This is a genomic window from Paenibacillus dendrobii, from assembly GCF_009807035.1.
GTDB classification, from domain to species: domain Bacteria; phylum Bacillota; class Bacilli; order Paenibacillales; family Paenibacillaceae; genus Paenibacillus_AQ; species Paenibacillus_AQ dendrobii.
The window spans coordinates 172,268-189,301 of the sequence record NZ_WUBI01000003.1 but is presented as its reverse complement, the minus strand read 5'-3'; the positions used below and the strand labels follow the sequence as shown (position 1 = coordinate 189,301).

15 protein-coding genes are annotated in these 17,034 nt (G+C 49.2%); 7 read left to right on the top strand and 8 right to left on the bottom strand.

From position 1 onward, the window contains the following. The first annotated feature begins 61 nt into the window (after positions 1-61). Positions 62-244: a hypothetical protein gene (locus GRF59_RS18990; RefSeq protein WP_160499298.1), complete on the top strand. Its 183-nt coding sequence runs from the start codon at positions 62-64 to the stop codon at positions 242-244. Positions 245-427: 183 nt separating this feature from the next. Here GRF59_RS18990 and GRF59_RS18985 read toward each other — a convergent pair whose 3' ends face one another. From GRF59_RS18985 to GRF59_RS18965, 5 genes are read right to left on the bottom strand one after another with little or no spacing between them, the layout of a single operon-like run. After that, entirely contained in the window at positions 428-1,519 is a 1,092-nt protein-coding gene (locus tag GRF59_RS18985) for a GerAB/ArcD/ProY family transporter (RefSeq protein WP_160499297.1), read from the bottom strand. A 14-nt stretch (positions 1,520-1,533) separates the two neighbouring features. Then, entirely contained in the window at positions 1,534-1,758 is a 225-nt protein-coding gene (locus tag GRF59_RS18980) for a hypothetical protein (RefSeq protein WP_160499296.1), read from the bottom strand. Beyond that, on the bottom strand, positions 1,755-2,954 hold the full coding sequence (locus GRF59_RS18975; RefSeq protein ID WP_160499295.1) for a Ger(x)C family spore germination protein: 1,200 nt from the start codon (positions 2,952-2,954) through the stop codon (positions 1,755-1,757). Before GRF59_RS18975 ends, GRF59_RS18980 begins: the two co-directional genes overlap by 4 nt. Beyond that, positions 2,951-4,054, bottom strand: a complete 1,104-nt coding sequence (locus tag GRF59_RS18970; protein ID WP_160499294.1) for a GerAB/ArcD/ProY family transporter — start codon at positions 4,052-4,054, stop codon at positions 2,951-2,953. The genes GRF59_RS18975 and GRF59_RS18970 overlap by 4 nt, the downstream gene beginning before the upstream one ends. Positions 4,055-4,083: 29 nt before the next feature. Then, positions 4,084-5,649 carry a spore germination protein gene (locus GRF59_RS18965; protein ID WP_160499293.1) on the bottom strand — a complete coding sequence of 522 codons (1,566 nt, stop codon included), beginning with the start codon at positions 5,647-5,649 and terminating at the stop codon, positions 4,084-4,086. A gap of 419 nt (positions 5,650-6,068) precedes the next feature. On the opposite strand from GRF59_RS18965, the gene GRF59_RS18960 reads away from it, so the two are divergent. Further along, positions 6,069-6,515 carry a GNAT family N-acetyltransferase gene (locus GRF59_RS18960; RefSeq protein ID WP_160499292.1) on the top strand — a complete coding sequence of 149 codons (447 nt, stop codon included), beginning with the start codon at positions 6,069-6,071 and terminating at the stop codon, positions 6,513-6,515. Between the two features lie 26 nt (positions 6,516-6,541). Here GRF59_RS18960 and GRF59_RS18955 read toward each other — a convergent pair whose 3' ends face one another. Both GRF59_RS18955 and GRF59_RS18950 read right to left on the bottom strand, forming a co-directional pair. After that, positions 6,542-8,200 (bottom strand): ABC transporter substrate-binding protein, encoded by a 1,659-nt coding sequence (locus tag GRF59_RS18955; RefSeq protein WP_160499291.1) that lies wholly within the window; start codon positions 8,198-8,200, stop codon positions 6,542-6,544. Between the two features lie 122 nt (positions 8,201-8,322). Next, positions 8,323-9,333 carry an ABC transporter substrate-binding protein gene (locus tag GRF59_RS18950; RefSeq protein WP_160499290.1) on the bottom strand — a complete coding sequence of 337 codons (1,011 nt, stop codon included), beginning with the start codon at positions 9,331-9,333 and terminating at the stop codon, positions 8,323-8,325. 292 nt (positions 9,334-9,625) lie between these two features. On the opposite strand from GRF59_RS18950, the gene GRF59_RS18945 reads away from it, so the two are divergent. The 4 genes from GRF59_RS18945 to GRF59_RS18930 all read left to right on the top strand — a co-directional run bounded on the left by GRF59_RS18945 (position 9,626) and on the right by GRF59_RS18930 (position 14,211). Continuing rightward, positions 9,626-10,660 (top strand): NAD(P)/FAD-dependent oxidoreductase, encoded by a 1,035-nt coding sequence (locus GRF59_RS18945; RefSeq protein WP_160499289.1) that lies wholly within the window; start codon positions 9,626-9,628, stop codon positions 10,658-10,660. A 232-nt stretch (positions 10,661-10,892) separates the two neighbouring features. Beyond that, entirely contained in the window at positions 10,893-11,486 is a 594-nt protein-coding gene (locus tag GRF59_RS18940) for an RNA polymerase sigma factor (RefSeq protein WP_341480112.1), read from the top strand. Continuing rightward, a complete protein-coding gene (locus GRF59_RS18935) occupies positions 11,483-12,403 on the top strand; it encodes a hypothetical protein (RefSeq protein ID WP_237391915.1) in 921 nt (306 codons plus the stop codon). The genes GRF59_RS18940 and GRF59_RS18935 overlap by 4 nt, the downstream gene beginning before the upstream one ends. Before the next feature lie 233 nt (positions 12,404-12,636). Beyond that, positions 12,637-14,211 carry a sigma-70 family RNA polymerase sigma factor gene (locus tag GRF59_RS18930; RefSeq protein WP_160499287.1) on the top strand — a complete coding sequence of 525 codons (1,575 nt, stop codon included), beginning with the start codon at positions 12,637-12,639 and terminating at the stop codon, positions 14,209-14,211. Positions 14,212-14,451: 240 nt separating this feature from the next. Here GRF59_RS18930 and GRF59_RS18925 read toward each other — a convergent pair whose 3' ends face one another. Further along, positions 14,452-15,330, bottom strand: a complete 879-nt coding sequence (locus tag GRF59_RS18925) for a LysR family transcriptional regulator (protein ID WP_160499716.1) — start codon at positions 15,328-15,330, stop codon at positions 14,452-14,454. A gap of 145 nt (positions 15,331-15,475) precedes the next feature. Between GRF59_RS18925 and zwf the strand changes: the two genes are divergently transcribed. After that, the gene (gene zwf, locus GRF59_RS18920; RefSeq protein WP_160499286.1) at positions 15,476-17,029 is read left to right on the top strand and encodes a glucose-6-phosphate dehydrogenase; all 1,554 of its coding nucleotides are present in this window, start codon (positions 15,476-15,478) and stop codon (positions 17,027-17,029) included. Positions 17,030-17,034 lie beyond the last annotated feature (5 nt).

Genomic DNA, 17,034 nt, shown 5'->3' with positions numbered 1-17,034 from the left:
AGTCATCAAGTATAAAAAGTGTAGCATACCTTTAATCATATACATTGAGGAGGATTTTCCAATGAGTAAAAAAGCCTTTCAATATGTCATCGCGGCAGGCATGCTGATGATCGTGGGGCCATTGGTTCTGAAGCATACGGGCGTGGTTTTGAATGATTTCACGGATGGATTGCTGTCCGGAGCAGGTATGGGCTGCGTGCTGCTCGCAGTGATCAAGATGCCGCGGAAAATAGTAGAGAAGTAAGCGGAAGAATTGAAGTAATCGAATCCAGGATTCAAAGCAAATCAACATGATCAAAACCCTTATCGCTTCGGAAGAAGTGGTAAGGGTTTTTAACGTTGAGTACAATATTTGAAATGAACAACATTGATATAACTATTGAAACGAAACTTGTTTCTCGAGGTAATTTCCTTCTTGAGATTAGCGTTACGAGGAAGACGGTCGTTTTCTTCGAACGAAAGCGATCGAGAGAAGGCATGCAGGAATAATCGTTTGCATGAGGGGCCCGTAGTAAGCAAAAGTACCGGTGAGATAATAGGTAACATCTTGAAAGGAAGGCAAGCTCCAATACGCGAAAATTATAATTAGAATGCCAAGAGGCAAAACGACAGGTTTAATATCCTTTAGATTTAACCATTGGGCAAGACCAAGCGATGCCGAGTAATAAAATACGGAGACTTTAACAAAGTTGCCGAGAATCCAAATGGCCATGATGATCGCCTCGAAATTCTCGAAAAAAACGCCCATTCTGATGTAGCGAAAGGCGTTTAATACCGGATAGGACATCCCGGATACCCTATCTCCGAAAAGGAGCAGGATGGTAAGGTTGATGGTGGTAAGGCTGATCATGGCAGCAAACACAGAAATCAGTCCCCATTTTCTTCCTTTTCTAATATCGGACAGGAAAGGGAGGAAGAAAGAAATCATGAAAAACTCACTAAACCATGACTGGGGTACGATCGCGCCACGAAGGGACGGCAGGATTCCGTGCTCCATGACCGGGAGAATGTTCCCGGGAGTCAGATCAGGAATCAGCAGCAACAGGAATATGACGGGGAATGCAAAGATGATCGTAAAGATAAACGCACTTCTCGCAACGCTTTCAACTCCATAGCGTACAGAAAACGCGGACAGAAGCAGCAACGATGAAGCGATAAAAATCATGGGCGTCTGGGGAAGAAACGCGTCTGAAATAAAATCCGCATATTCGCGTACAACGGCGCCCGTCGAATGCAAATAAAAAAACAAAAAGAGTAGCCCGAGCACTTTGCCGGCAAGTCTTGGGATGATATGTACACTGTATTGAATCACGGTTTGGTTCGGATACAAACGATGCAATTGGTACGCGATATACATCGAAATAAAACCGACCAACGAAGCAAGTAGGGTAGAAATCCATAGGTCGTTATGGGCATATTTCTCCGTAACACTTGGGACCATGAGAATTGCCGTGGAAACAACGGTTGGATACATCATGAATCCCATCTGCATACCGGAGATTTTTCCTTTTTCGATCATATTTCATTCCTCCTTTACCTCGTATCCAGCAGCTTCGAGAACGGTTTGAATATGGTTTCGAGAACAGTGGCGGGCCCCGCCATATTTTGCAAATCAAACAGGGTCAAAATCCAACCGATCGAGAGCAATGCGATAAAAGCAGCCTTATCCTTCTTGGGAAGTTGCTTCATTCGTGGCCATTCGTATGCGAAAATAGCGGCAATGATCACCATGACGCCAATGAATGTTCCCCATTTCATTTCTTTTTAACCTCATCTTCAGGTATCGCTACCGGCACGGTGCTGAGTCCAGGTCTGCGAATGTTCACGTGAATGTCCGTTTTCACCTGAATTGTCGGATAAACTTCATCCCATCGGTTCTTAACTCTCCCCCATTGCCTAGGGTATGACCTATGAAAATCTTCTGCAAACCCGAGTATATCTGCTTTCATCGTTTTTTGAACTTCATCTAAAGCCAGTTCGATTTTATCTTTAATGCTATCTTGGACCGCAGCTTCCATGGCATGAAGCAGATCCAGATTCATCGGATCCCAATTGGTCCCGTTTTGAACCAGATCGCCGCTCGTTTGGATGCTCAACAGTACCTGCCATTTTCCGTTGACGATACGGGGCGTTTGATGGATCACATGATGATTGGGGTTGATTGTAATAAATCCGCTTTTGGCGTCTTTGGGTCTCACCGTGATCGTCGCTTTCTCCATTTTTTTAGTCAACCATAAAACCCCCCTTGTTGTTTGTAGTGTGATATCCCCGATCAACTTGTCCTCCTTAAAAACCGCAGTGCCGGCAATGTACGGAACTCCTTGGGACGGTTGCTCCCCTTCTTCAGGCGGGAGGATATCAAGCATGGGAAGAGCCGCCGCTTTACTGTCTCCGCCCAGCATGATAATGAAATCCTTCATGGTCACTTTAAGTCCTATCTTAAGCTCCGATAGCTTCCTCATCATATCCGCGGAGTATCGTTCGAGGGGAGGGAGAAGGTTGAGAGTCTCGATCGCTTTTCCCTTACTTACGAACATATACGCTCTTTCCCTAGGCTGGGGATGTCGAGCCAAAAAATCCATTTCCTCTCTAACGCCCTTGCGAGCGAATTCCTCACCAAGAACAAATACTTTACAGTGCCCCCAGAATACTTTGCGGGGAAGCTTGGTCTGAATTTTGGAGACCGCATCTGCGATATTCTGTCCTCTGCTTGATCTTACCAAGGTTAACTTTTGTCCTCCTCCGCCCTGCGAACCGCCACTGTTGCTTCCCAAAGCCCGTGGCATGAATACTTGAAGGGATAGCTCGATGCCATCGCGTTCGTCCTTATCGATCGCCGCTGCCGTGACAAGAGCCATATCATTAATCTCCGTTCGATCCCAGCATCCGCAAAGCATTTGAAGAATGCCTAACAACGCGGCAATGCGACCAACAATAAGCGCTTTGTGTTTCATGATGAATGATCACCTTTCGAATCCCGCATCCGAATATATGCAATCAGCAACAAGAGTGCGGGAATGAGAGTTTGAAACAGGAGCGAGTAGAATGGAAAAACAAAAGTGGTATAGTGGCTAAGGGCCATTTGGCTAGGCATGCTCCAGAAACTAATGATGATCGTCAGAATTCCAATCGGCCATGCAACGGGACGATAGTCTGAAAGGTTTAGCCATTGTGCTGTACCAAGCACAAGCGCGTAATGAACGACCGAGAACTTGACGAAGTTGCCGATTACCCATATCGCAGTAATGACCGATTCCACATTTTCAAAGAAATCAGCGAGACTTATGTATCGTGTGGCCGTTAATAGCGGGTACGTATAACTTGAGATATTTCGGCCAAACAAACAAAGAATCACGAGATTCGTAACGACCAATGTTAATGTCGTCGTGATGAGGGCGACCCAGCTCCATTTCTTTGCTTTTTTCTTGTCTGACAGAAAGGGAAGAAGGAAGGAAATAAGAAAGAATTCAGCAAACCAGCCCTGAGGAGGAATGGACCCTTGCAGGGATGGTGTTAAACCATGTTCCAGAATGGGAAAGAGATGTTCCGCATTGCAATTCGGCAGGATCAGCAGGATTAAAGCAATGAACGCAATCATATAACCAGGCACAATAATTTGGGCCGCCCGCCCGATTCCTTCAATGCCGCCCCTTACAGCAAGGGTACAAAGTAAGATCATGGTGGCAACCAGTATAATCAGTGGAGTTCGGGGGAGTGTCGTACCCACGATGAAATCCGCATAAATTCGGACGCCATGACCGTTCATGACGATATAAAAGAGCAGATAAGCGAGACCTAGCAACTTCCCCGGAAACGGACCCAGAATACGCGCTGCATATTGGATGATTGTAAGCTTGGGGTAGAAACTCTGCAGCTTGTAAGCCGTCATGATTGCAATTAGGCCGGCGAAGGAAGCCCAAATAGGAGATATCCACACATCATTCTTCGCATATGTTCCGCTAATCGCCGGAATCGAGAGGATAACCGTACCCACTACAGCCGCAAAGAGCATAAAAGCCATTTGTGCAGATGATATTTTTCCTTTCTCCAGCATCGTATGCAATCCTCGTTTCTTGGTTAGGGTTATTTGTTGCGATCCGGCCCTGGTTTTTGCGCCGGGGCTTGCCGGTATTGGTTGAATTCTTCCTCTGTCTGATGGGGGCGGGTGTTCATCATCCACCATGGAGCACGCATGGCTACATCTTTAAGGTCGGCACTTCGGAAGGGGGCAATCGGGCTAAGATAAGGAATCCCGAATGACCGCAAATTGCACAAATGGATCAAGATAGCGATGAGTCCGAGCATGATCCCCAGCAACCCTAAGGCCCCCGCGAGGAACATGACGGGAAAACGCAGTATCCGAAAAGCTATTCCGATGTTATAACGTGGAACCATGAAGGAAGCGATCCCTGTTATGGCAACCACAATAACCATGGGAGCCGAGACGATGCCGGCTTGTACGGCCGCTTGTCCGATGACCAACGCTCCGACGATACTGACAGCGGCACCAACCTGTTTGGGCAAGCGGACGCCGGCTTCACGCAGCACTTCGAATGTCACTTCCATAAGCAATGCCTCCACGAGGGCTGGAAATGGGACGGATTCTCTTGAAGCTGACATCGTGATTAATAAGGATGTCGGAACCATTTCCAGATGGAAAGTCAGGATCGCTACATAAAGAGAAGGAAGCAGCATGGACAGGGTGACGAAAGTATACCTGAGCCACCGGATAAGCGTACTGATTAAAAAGCGCTGATAGTAGTCTTCCTGCGATTGTAGTAAGGAGAATAAGGTTGTCGGGACGATCAACACAAAGGGAGTTCCCTCCGTCAAAATCGCCACTCGCCCTTCCAATATGGCGTTGCAAGCCGTATCGGGGCGTTCAGTCGTCTTCACTTGCGGGAATGGTGAAAAGGGGTTGTCCTCGATCATTTCCTCAACGTAACTGCTCTCCAAGACGCCATCAATCTCAATCCGGCTTAAACGAGTGCGGACTTCCTCAAGTATGTTTTTGTCGACAATGCCCTCAACATATGAGATCAGGACTTGCGTTTGGGTGTAACTTCCGATTTTAACGGGTTCTATTTTCAAAGCGGGACTTTTAATGATTCGCCGCAGTTGCGCTGTGCTTACGCTGATCGTTTCCGTAAAACCTTCACGGGGTCCCCGAATTCCAGCCTCGGCTTCAGGTTCTTCGATCGCCCGCTTATCCCAGCGGTTTAACCCAAGGGCATATCCACTAGAGTCGCCCTCGTGAAATAAGACCGGCTTACCCACGGAAAGAGCTTCAACACAATCCTCGTAGGTTGACAGAGCGTCGATTTTGGAAATGTTCACTTTCTTCTCAAATAATTGACGAAGAGATAACCCTTCCTCGAATTCTTCCATGAGAGGACGCAAGAGGTTCGTGTTGATTTCTTCAGTGTCCGAAAGCCCCTCAATATAAATTAAGGTTGCTTGTGTTTTGCCGCCGATCAAAAAGGAGCGAAACACGACATCTACGCTATTCGAATAAATTTTCCGCAAAGTCTCCACATTGGTTTGTTGGTCATTGGAAAGAGGGGAAGTCGTTGCCGCCCGGGATGGTTGTTGTACGGATCGGAAATACGGCTTTTTGCTCTGGCCCAATAATCTATGTAAATTTCTCATCAACTGAACTCCCCCTGACTATTCATGTATAAGAGTATCCTTTTTATTGGAACCATTCCAAATTCCCCCTGGCTGTTATTATGTCAATAACAGGAAGTTACCATTCATTTCACCATGGGTTTTATAAAGTCCGGATTTTCTCCGCTGTAAATGGAATGATCTTCGGAACGAACTTGAGTAACACGAAGGCCCGCTGGTTCCGGAACGACCGTACCTGACCTGAACACGGGTGATGTTTAGGAAGGGCAAAGGAGCAAGTAAGATGATACTTCACTGGAGAAACGAAAAAACAGCCGGATGATGATCCAACTGTTTTTTCGTCCAGGTTAACTCGATTAAACCATCCGTGTTATGCTAATCCGAGCGAAGATTGATTACACTAGAAAATATTTCATCGAACTGGAAGGCGGTAGCAGAGTATGAGCCCTATTTTTGAACCGGGTAAAAGCGATTTCGACGAGCTGATCGAGGTATGGGAAACATCCGTCAGGGCGACCCATGACTTCTTGCAAGAATCAGATATTAGGTGGTTGCGCCCGCAAGTACGCAACGAATATTTTTATGCCGTTAGGCTGTATGCTTTTAGGAATGAGGATGGCAAGATTCAGGGCTTTATCGGCGTTGCCGAGGGAAAGATTGAGATGCTATTTATCGCGCCGACTGCACGCGGGCAAGGAATCGGCAAGAAACTCCTGCAGTATGCAGTCACAATTTTAGGCGCGACGGAGCTGGATGTGAACGAACAGAATCCTCAAGCCGTGGGGTTCTATCTGCATCAGGGTTTCGAGGTAGTTGGGCGGTCTCCGCTCGATGGGATGGGCAAGCCGTTCCCTTTGCTGCATATGAAGCTATCTGCTGTTAAATGAATTGCCCATATTTAATCCAACGGTTTTCAAGTCCGTGACAACAACCGGGGCAGCCATTCCAGCAGCTGTTCCCGTGTAAATGCATCCCCGTAGTTCCATTTCTCCGCCTCAATGACATATACCTGGCCGCTTTGTGCCGCTGGAAGGCTGCGCCACAGAGGGGATTCCATCATTGATGCGGCTGCTTGACGTGAAGCAGGTTCCGCAGATAGAAGCATGAAAATGCGGTCACCGGCATACTCGTGTAGTCTCCTCGGCGATATTTCCGCATACCCCAAGCCATCGGCGAGCATTAATCCAACGGGCTCCGTCGGCTTAAACCCCGAGGGATGATAGAGGCTCGAGGAGAGTCCGGCCACTCCCATGACAAACAAACGGCCGCCGCGATCATAGATCAAGACCGAAGCGGTTTCCCCCGGCCGAATGTGGCCTTGCATGCGGGACCACATAGCCTGCGCTTTGGCCCCGTATGCGTCAAGCCAGCGCTGGGCCTCGCTTTTTCTTCCGAGCATTCGCCCAAGCACCTGCATCCGCTGCTCCAAGGGGGCATACGAGTTGAACGTCACGGTGGGGGCGATTTTGGACACCCATCGGTATTGCTTTTCATCCGCGTTCGCGAAAATGATGAGATCGGGCTTTAGCGCCATCGTTTTGTCGGCGTTGAACGGATAACCGATATCATGAACCTGCGGCAAGGTTTCCTGGGCCAGCGGGCGAGGCGCGGAACCGGGATTGTCGCTGCCGACCGGCTGAATGCCCAGCGCCAGCAAATCTCCGAACGTTTCCCCGTAGTAGACGATGCGCTCCGGCGACGCGGGAATGTCCACTTCATGCCCCGTCCAGTCGCGGATTCGCTTACTTCGTTTCATTTGGCGCGCATACTGTTTGGGCGTCAAGCCCGTAATATGGCGAAAACGGCGGTTGAAATAGTACTCGTCCGCAAAGCCGACCTCATGGGCGATGTGACGCAGAGGCTCCTGGGTATGCAGCAGCAGTTCCTTGGAGCGGTTAATGCGAAGCTCGGTCAAATAATGCAGCGGCTTCTTGCCCGTTATTCTTTGAAAGATCGGGGTATACCGCCAGGTCGTCAGATGAGCCAGCTGCGCGAGATATTGAACGGTTATATGTTGATGCATATAGTGATCGTGCATGTACCGGATCGTATTTTTCACGGCTTGCACAGGCGTAAGCGTCGGCTCGGCTTGCAAATTCTGTTCCAGTAGAAAGCCCATCAGCTCTTGAAACCGTATGTTCCGCTGCACTCCGTCAGCTTCCGTATCCACTCCGCCGGTATGCAGGGACTGGATCATGCGGAGCAGGCGCGAGAAGGGGTAAGCTGCGGCTTCGATGCGTCCGGGAAATAGCTCGCCCGCATACGGGCTATACTGCCGATCACTCACTTCAATGACCTGAAAGGTCATTCGGTAGCAACGAAGCGCTTCGTCGTATTCATTTTCCAACCGAAATGGCATATCCGGCGACAGCAGGTAGCACTGCTCGGGTGAGAAACGCAGCATGCGCCGATCCGTATGAAGACAACCGCTGCCCCTGGCGAATACGAGCAAGGTATGCAAGACGGCAGTTTGAGAACCCGAAGTCCAGCCGACAGGCATGTCCAGAAGTTCGATATCCTTCAAGTGAAAGCATAATGATTGCAGCGGAACCGATGACCTCTGATCAGGCATATGTGAATCACCTTCTTCATATGATAATGAGAATCATTATCACTTTTGAATATACTATAACATATATTCGTCAAAGGGAAGAAGCTATTTCATGCGCAAAAGGGGAGATCATGGATGGGCCGTTATTTTGCCATGATTTCCGGGAGCTTCTGAAGCAGCCATTGTCTTGTTAACGCATCGCTTCCCGATTTCAGAATGTCGATAGTATATACATGCCCTTGTTTGACCGCCGGGATGTTCTGCCATAATGCGCTTTTCAGCATGGCATCCGTTGAATCCTGTGCTTCTTTGGCTACGGGAGTCAAAATGAAAATCCGGTCTCCCGCGAATTGGGGCAGCGCTTCGAGCGGGATTTGTTTAAAGCCGACGTCTTCTTGGAGAACTTCCTGGATTTTCGGCGTCGGTTTGAATCCGTCAGGCTGATACAGGATTTGGGAAAGCCCCGTCTTTGCCATGACGAACAGCCGGTCCCCCGGATAGTACGTAAACACGGACGCCGTTTCCCCCTGCTTGATGCCCGCTTGCTGCAAGGCTTTCCACATGGCCTTTTCCTGCACCTGATAATCTGCGACCCACTGCTTTGCCTGTTCTTTTTTTCCCAGAATGTCACCGAGCAGGGGCAGCCTTTCTTCCAGCGGCGCGAAGGTATCGAACATGAGGGTCGGCGCGATCTTGGCCAGCTGCTGGTAAGCCGCTTCATCGGTATTCGCAACCAGAATGACATCCGGACTCAGATTCAGTGTTTTTTCCAGATTGATGGGAAAGCCCACGTCCTCGACACCGGTCAGCTTGTCTTCGTACACGCTTCCCTTCATGGTGCCTGAATCGGAACCGACGGCCTGAACGCCAAGGGCAAGCACGTCGCTGAACGTTTCACCTGCGAAAATAACCCGCTGTGGCGACGTAGGGATGTTTACAGCGTGACCCATATAATCGGTATAGGAACGCGTAGCGCCTGCATCGGCCTCCTTCGCCGCTGTTGTTTCGGAAGATTGGCTTGTAGCAGCGGATGAGGCAGGCGGAGCGGACGACGAAGTTGAAGTTGGGCTTTCCTGTTGGCCGGTGCAAGCCATCAGCAGGAAGCTCATTGCCGCCGTCATGCTGAGGACGGATATTTTTCTTGTGTGATTCATGTGATTTCCCCCATATAAAATGTTGTTAACTATGCATAATAATGATAATCATTATCAATGAAATCATCATAGCGAATGTCCGTTCATGCCTCAATGGACAAAGAGAAAAAGCTGCATTGATTTTGTACAAACCGCCCGAAAATTTAGCCCCGAGGCCGATTTTGTGCAAAGTTTCCGCCTTGTTTGTGCATTGTAGGGAAGGGATCGGCAGGGATAAAATAACTTATATGTAATTGAGAATGAATATCAATAGTTTCGATTACCGGAACATTAACATATAGGAGGGTTTGAAATGTCAGAACCATTGGAATTGTTTGACGTTACGATTATCGGCGGCGGGCCGGCGGGGATGTATGCGGCCTTTTACAGCGGTATGCGGAACCTGAAGACGAAACTCATCGATGCGAGAGAAGAACTTGGCGGACGCATGCTCGTATATCCGGAGAAAATGCTATGGGATGTGGGCGGCTTTGCGCCGATCGTTTGCGGGGAGCTGATCGGGCAGCTGGCGAAGCAGGCCCAGCTCTTCGATCCGACGCTCGCGTTCGGACAGCATATTACCGGGCTTGAAGCCCTTGAGGACGGTACATATGTGCTCGAATCCTCTACGGGCGACAAGCATTGGACGCGCACCGTGATTCTGGCGCTGGGCCGCGGCATCCTTCGTATGGCGAAGCTGGATATCGAAGGTGCCGATCGGTATGAAATTACGAACCTGCACTATGTCGTGCAGGAGCTGGAGCCGTTTCGCGGGAAACGCGTGGTCATCTCCGGCGGCGGCAACACGGCGGTCGATTGGGCGAACGAGTTGGAGTCGATCGCCGAGAGCGTCACCGTTGTACATCGCCGAGACCGGTTCGGCGGCCATGAGAAGCATGTGGAGCGGATGAAATCGCGGGCTGACGTCAGAACACCGTATGCCTTGACGCAACTGAACAGCCAGGACGGGCAAACGATTGGCAGCGTTGAGGTCAGCCACATGGAGACGGGAGCCACCGATGTGCTCGAAGTGGATGCGGTTATCGTCAATCACGGATTAATGTCCGATTTTACAGGAATCAACCGGTGGGGACTGCAAATGGACGATTGGAACGTATACGTAAACGGCAAGCTCGAAACCAACATCCCGGGCATTTATGCCGCCGGAGACTTTGCGCATTACGATAGCAAAGTGAATTTGATCGCGGGAGCCTTCGCGGATGCGGTGCTCGCGGTCAACAGCGCGAAGCTGTTCATGGACCCGGAGGCGCCGCGCATGGCGTACGTGTCCTCCCATAACGACCGTTTCAAAGAGAAAAACAGGGCTCTGGGCGTCGTGGAGGAGTAAAAGGAGGCGTCCCACAACAATCATACACTTGCTGCTGCGGAGAAATGCAGCGGTAAGTGTTTTTTGCGTTGGGCGGGGTATCACCGAAGCGATTCGATTTCGTTGTAGCGACGATGAACCGCTGGTGCAGAATATCATATTAACGGCGCCGGATGTCGAAGCTTAAGATGATGGACATACATAGAAAATAGTGAATTTTTGCAACCCGAACGCTTCTTTTCCTACTTTATAAGTGAAGGCCTTAATCAAACCGAACGGAAGTGATGGAGTGGAAGATCGAGAAATCATACAGCTGTACTTTGCGCGCAATGAAAGAGCGATAGAAGAAACATCCAAAAAATACAGGCATTATTGTACCCGGATTGCCCATAATATTCTGTCCAACGCAGAAGATTCGGAAGAATGCGTGAATGATGCCTTTCTGGGGGCGTGGGAGGCGATCCCGCCGAAGTCTCCTGACAAACTGTCGTCTTTTCTGGGGAGGATCACGCGGAATATCGCTTTGAACCGGTTCGATTATTATACGGCCCGAAAGCGCAGTAAAGAATTCGAGATGATACTTGATGAATTAAACGACTGCTTGTCCTCTACAGACAACGTTGAAAGCAAGTATGAGGAAGAACAAATGGCAGGGGCCATAAGCAAATTCTTGGAGAGCATGAAGGAAGATCATCGAAACATTTTTTTGCGGCGGTACTGGTACTCCGATTCAATGGCGGATATCGCCTCGCGATTTTCCATCAGCGAAAGCAAGACCAAATCGGTCCTTTTCAGAACACGGAAGAAACTCCATAACTACCTGAAGAAAGAAGGTTATGTCCTATGAATAATAGAGAATTCTTTAAAGTTATCGGCAGCGTAGACGGCCATCTCATCGAAAAAGCCGCCACAGCGAAACGAATGAATAAGAAAAGCTACTATACCCGATGGGGATCGATCGCAGCCTGCGTCGCACTGGTGTTAGGATTGGTTATTTATAAATTCCCCCACATGACGCTGCCTGCTTCGCCGCAGATTTCGCAGCAGACGCCGTCCGCTTCCCCAACCGGAATCAGGAAAATTCTAAATTACAACGGGTATCGATATGCATTTGTCAGCGATGGGGCTCAATTTAAGTTCACAGGAGCGGAACCGGTAATATCGCTTGGAACATTGGATTGGGATATGGCTAGCGGTATCGGGCAGAACGGTGAAAAAAACAATGCGAAGAACGTTGCTGAAAAGGATTATGCCGCGACGTTCGCCGTTGGCGGAAAGCTGTATGAAATCCCGGGATATCCATCCCATTTCCGCATTGCGGTAAAGTATGAACAAAACTATTATCTGGCGGAAATCGTGGCGAAGGTTAATGATTCCGCGATCACTGCCAAGGATTATTTGGATATGTCTAACCTGAAAGAGGATACGAAAGACATCCATATTCTAAATCATGTGGGGGACGACGTGCTGAAGAAAGTTACGGATCATGCTTCCGTAGAGTCTATCGTTAAGGGGCTGTACGATGCTAAAATGGCTGATTTAAGCAATAAAGAATACGAGGCCATTGCCGAGGCGCAATCCCAAGGGAAATCGTATCAATTGAAGTTCAATCTCAAGGACGGAACCGACATGGCCATGTATATCATTCCCGATCTACAAGTCGTGTCGATGGGAGATGCTTATTATCGATTGAGTGGTGCTTTCTTCAAGCAATCCGGCGATATTTTTACGGGGCTGAAACAAGAGGCGCTGCCGCTGTACTAGCATGATCCAAGACCAGCCGGATCCGATGTCGATTCGGCTGTTTTTGGCGTTCAACGTGCATTTTGAAGCCGCTAACCTTGGGATGAGCGAGTAATAAAGGCGGCGGAGTAGCCCCTTTTTTCGTATACTCTTGTATGACAGGTTTGTTTGGAGAAATGACTTTGATTCATGCAGGTAACCTTTGAGGGCTACATTGGCACTTAGTTGTAATACGGAAGAAGGGAGGGAAGGGCATGCTTCAGTATATTGAAGAGGCAAAGCAAGGGGACCGGCAGGCCTTTGAACATATCGTTCGGCATTATGCAGGGATGGCGAATGCGGTGGCGTACGAAAAGCTGCATGATTTTCAATTGGCGGAAGATGCCGTTCAGGAAGCTTTTACGGAAGCCTTTCTGCATTTGGGCAAACTACGAGCCATCGAAGCTTTTCCAGGGTGGTTCAAAGCGATCGTGGTGCGGCAGTGTTACCGGATCATCCGCCGTAAGCCGTACCTGGCCGTACCTTATGACGACGTAGCGGAATCGGCAGAATCCCCCATGAGCGTATCCGATATGATTGAGAAAAGAGAAGTTCAGCAGCTGGTACATGATTCCATCGCACAATTAACGCCCAATATGAGGATAGCCGTTCAATTATTTTATCTTCAGGGGTATTCCCTGCAAGAGATTTCCGGATTTCTGGGGGCTTCGGTTCCGGTGCTGAAAAAACGGCTGTTTGATGCCCGCCGCAAGCTGAAAAGTGCGCTTCCCGTGGCTGACGTCATTTCCGTGTTCAACCATTTGTACGAAGGGGGAAAAGGTGTGCTTCATATCGTAAACGGGGATTCGGTGGCGGAGAAGCTGCGAAAGGGCATTGTGCAAGGCGATGTTCTCGTGTGGCGGGAGGTTTATCCGCATGGTCCCGCAACATTGAATGCTTCTGAAGCGGACAATCGTTCCGTCCGGGCGGATTACCTTGAACAGACGCTTGGGATTCCGCCAGAAGAATATATACAGAGTTGTGAAATGCAAGAGAAGATTTTGGCTGATTCGGACCGGTACGACGAAATTGTATGTTGGTTTGAGCATGATCTGTTCGATCAGACCATGCTGAGCTTCTTACTCTATTGGTTCTCGGAGCATCCGCTGCAAAACGCGAAGCTGAGTTTATTATGCATCGGCGAGTATCCGGGAATCGAGTTGTTTAGGGGACTTGGGCAGCTCTCGCGGGCACAGATGGAAACTTTGTCAGGCACATGGAAGTCGATTGGAGCTAAGGAGCTGAACGTGGGCCGATTATTTTGGGAAGCATACACTTCGCAAGATCCGGGACGACTACAGCAATTGCTAAGGGAAGATACGTCCGCGCTGCCGTTTGCTCATGATGCTTTCCAGATGCATTTATCGCGCTTTCCATCTACCTGTAATGGACTTGGCATCGTAGAGCAAACCACGCTGGAGATGGTCGATGCCGGAATACACGCTCCGCAAGCGTTGTTCGAACATGTGGGAAATAAGCTTCACGTGTTAGGCATGGGGGATTTGGAGTACTGGCATATTCTAATGAAAATGTCACAGGAACCATATCCTCTGCTGCAAATCAGCGGCCTGCAGGCGTTTCCGGCTTATAACGATTCTTCGATCCTGCTTCGAAATAGCACTTCTGCTTTGACGGAGCTGGGGAGAGACGTTATGGAAGGTAACCAGGACTGGACCCAAAAGAAAGGATTGGATGCATGGTATGGCGGGGTCCATTTGCAAGGGCGTTGTCCAAGATGGCGTTGGGATTCCTCCTTGCAAACGATCCGTGACATGGGGAGTGAGTCGTAAGTTTAAGCGTTTCCGTTGCTAGGAAGAGATTAGAGGCAAAATCAAAGAACAACGTTGTCCCGAGCGGGCAGCGTTGTTCTTTATTTTAATATAGCGTATTAGATGCGATATAGAATGGTTTAACCACACCTTATCTAATAAAAGGAAATCTGAGGGCAACAGACATCGTAAGAATAATCCGCATGCGCAGTGATGACAAGCCTAAAATCCTTTCGAAGTTCATCTTATATGGCAATTATACTAACGAACCATCTCCAAAAATTTCGTGGCTGCCGTAGAGATTGGCATATTGCGCATAATCATCATTCCGACATTGGAGGGCGGAACCTCAATATCCAGCTCAATCTCGAACAGGGATCCTTCCTTCAGTTCCTTGGATACGAATTCGCGCGTAACGAAAGAAATGCCGAGACCTCTCCGGGCAAACTCGATGAGCAGGTCGACGCTGCCTACTTCAATGTCCGGCTTCAGCTCATGGCCGTATTTTTCAAATAGCTCCGTGATGGCCATCCGTACCCGGCTGTTGCGCGAGAACAGGATCACCGGGTACTCCATCAGCTGCTCCATGGACAAGACCTGTCCTTTGAGCTCCGCATAACGCTCGCCTGCTACGAAACAGTCCTGAAGCTGAATGCTTTCGGTAACCTCAAGCAGGGAATCCACGATCGGCATCCGCACCACCCCCAGATCAATCCGCCCTTCCTTGAGGTAAGAAATGACTTCTGGTGTCGTGCCATGTTTCAGATGCAGTTTAATGCCCGGATATTGAACATGGAAGTCTTCCAGAAAAGGGAGCAGATAATGCTTAAACAACGAATCGCTGCCGCCGATCCGCAGATCGCCGCTGTCCAGATTTTTCAGCGCTACCATTTTTTCTTCTGCCAAGGTAATGAGAATCTGAGATTGTTCAATATATGAAAAAAGAATCTTTCCTTCTTGCGTGAGGGATACTCCCTTAGCATTGCGGTAAAAGAGGGAGATGCCCACCCTTTCCTCAAGCTGCTTGATGGCATGGCTGACACTGGGCTGGGTCAGGTACAGTGTTTTGGCTGCCTGCGTTAAACTTCCCATTTTAGCGGCCCAATAGAAAACTTTATAGAGTTCGTAATTATTAGTCATAGACATGATCTATAGCTCCTCGAAAATATATTGATTACATGTATGGCACTTATTTGTATTATAGTGAATCCAAGAAAAAGAAACCAGAGTTTTGCGGGCGGAATTATCTTTCGTCATTAGGCTCTGAAGGGAAGGAGCAATCGCAATGAATCCTGTCACTTTTGTATTGTTTGGAGCAACCGGGGATTTAGCCAAAAGGAAAATATACCCCGCCTTGTATCATTTATATATGAACGGAGAGCTGCCGGAGTCTTTTTCCGTGATCGGCCTCGGACGTAAGGAACTATCGGACGAGACTTTTCAGGCTCATGTGAAGCAGTCTCTGTATGATTTCTACCGATTGGAAGTCGAAGAAAACGATACCTTGCAAGCTTTTATCAGCTTGTTCGGATTTAACGTCCTTCATATCGACCAGCAAGCACACTTTGTCCAGTTAAACGAACGAGTGGAGAAATGGGAGCGGGAGGCAGGAGGAACGGCAAACCGTTTGTTCTACTTGTCCGTCGCCCCGAACTTCTTCGGCACGATTGCATCCCAAATCGAGGACAGCGGACTCGGCAGCGTAACGGGCTGGAAGCGACTCGTGATCGAGAAGCCATTCGGCCATGACCTCGCTTCCGCGCGTGAACTGAACAGCCAGCTCAGCCATGCCTTTACCGAAGAGGAAATTTACCGGATCGACCATTATCTCGGCAAGCCGATGGTACAACAGCTGGAGGCGCTTAAGGAAGCGAACCCCGTCATTCAGGCGCTGTGGACGAACCGATATATCGCTAACGTCCAGATTACCGCAGACGAAACCGTGGGCGTGGAAGAGCGTGCCGGTTATTATGATCAGGCCGGAGCCGTTCGGGATATGTTCCAGAACCATATGCTCCAACTGCTCATGATGCTGACCATTCATTCACCTCATAATGTTGCCTCGGCGGAGGATGTAAGGCTCAAGAAGAGAAAAGTTCTCGAGGCGCTGGATCCCCTTCAAAGACAGGATGTACACAGCCGTATCATTCGGGGGCAATACGCAGCCGGGAACATTAATGGCAAACCGGTTCAAGGCTACACCACCGAACCCGGCATTTCATCCGAGTCCATGAACGATACGTTTATCGCCGCCAAGCTGCACATCGATAATTATCACTGGCGGGGCGTGCCATTTTATATCCGGACGGGCAAACGCATGCGGTCCAAACAAACACGGATCGTCATCGAGTTCAAAGAACCGCTGAGTTCTTCCCTGCATCCGGATAAGACGACCGTCCCGAATATGCTTGTTATTGAGATTGGTCCGAATGAAGGCATTACGCTTCAGTTGAATACGAGAGACCCGCATCACAAAGAGAAGTTCAAACCGGTTCATATCGATATGTACCCGGACCGGGAAGAAGCGCCGGAAGCCTACGAAACGCTGATTCAAGATGCGCTTCATGGCGACTCCACTTTCTTCGTTCACTGGGACGAAGTCGAGCTGTCCTGGCAGTGGGTTCAGCCGATCCTTGAAGCTTTTGCGGCGAACGAGGTGCCGCTGTATCCGTATGAAGCGGGTTCTCACGGTCCGGCAGCCGCCGATGCGCTGCTTGCTGAAGACGGATTCCATTGGTGGTTCGACGAACCTTCCGAACCTGCTGTTTCTGCAGAGGTGCGGCCAGCGGATCAAGGGAAACTTCAAGCAATCGAACCCGTGTCTGTCAGTTCAGTCTGAGATCA

Bases quoted from the DNA above. Each gene is read 5' to 3' on its own strand.
- GRF59_RS18990 (WP_160499298.1), top strand. From the start codon at position 62: ATGAGTAAAAAAGCCTTTCAATATGTCATCGCGGCAGGCATGCTGATG.
- GRF59_RS18985 (WP_160499297.1), bottom strand. From the start codon at position 1,519: ATGATCGAAAAAGGAAAAATCTCCGGTATGCAGATGGGATTCATGATG.
- GRF59_RS18980 (WP_160499296.1), bottom strand. From the start codon at position 1,758: ATGAAATGGGGAACATTCATTGGCGTCATGGTGATCATTGCCGCTATT.
- GRF59_RS18975 (WP_160499295.1), bottom strand. From the start codon at position 2,954: ATGAAACACAAAGCGCTTATTGTTGGTCGCATTGCCGCGTTGTTAGGC.
- GRF59_RS18970 (WP_160499294.1), bottom strand. From the start codon at position 4,054: ATGCTGGAGAAAGGAAAAATATCATCTGCACAAATGGCTTTTATGCTC.
- GRF59_RS18965 (WP_160499293.1), bottom strand. From the start codon at position 5,649: ATGAGAAATTTACATAGATTATTGGGCCAGAGCAAAAAGCCGTATTTC.
- GRF59_RS18960 (WP_160499292.1), top strand. From the start codon at position 6,069: ATGAGCCCTATTTTTGAACCGGGTAAAAGCGATTTCGACGAGCTGATC.
- GRF59_RS18955 (WP_160499291.1), bottom strand. From the start codon at position 8,200: ATGCCTGATCAGAGGTCATCGGTTCCGCTGCAATCATTATGCTTTCAC.
- GRF59_RS18950 (WP_160499290.1), bottom strand. From the start codon at position 9,333: ATGAATCACACAAGAAAAATATCCGTCCTCAGCATGACGGCGGCAATG.
- GRF59_RS18945 (WP_160499289.1), top strand. From the start codon at position 9,626: ATGTCAGAACCATTGGAATTGTTTGACGTTACGATTATCGGCGGCGGG.
- GRF59_RS18935 (WP_237391915.1), top strand. From the start codon at position 11,483: ATGAATAATAGAGAATTCTTTAAAGTTATCGGCAGCGTAGACGGCCAT.
- GRF59_RS18930 (WP_160499287.1), top strand. From the start codon at position 12,637: ATGCTTCAGTATATTGAAGAGGCAAAGCAAGGGGACCGGCAGGCCTTT.
- GRF59_RS18925 (WP_160499716.1), bottom strand. From the start codon at position 15,330: ATGACTAATAATTACGAACTCTATAAAGTTTTCTATTGGGCCGCTAAA.
- zwf (WP_160499286.1), top strand. From the start codon at position 15,476: ATGAATCCTGTCACTTTTGTATTGTTTGGAGCAACCGGGGATTTAGCC.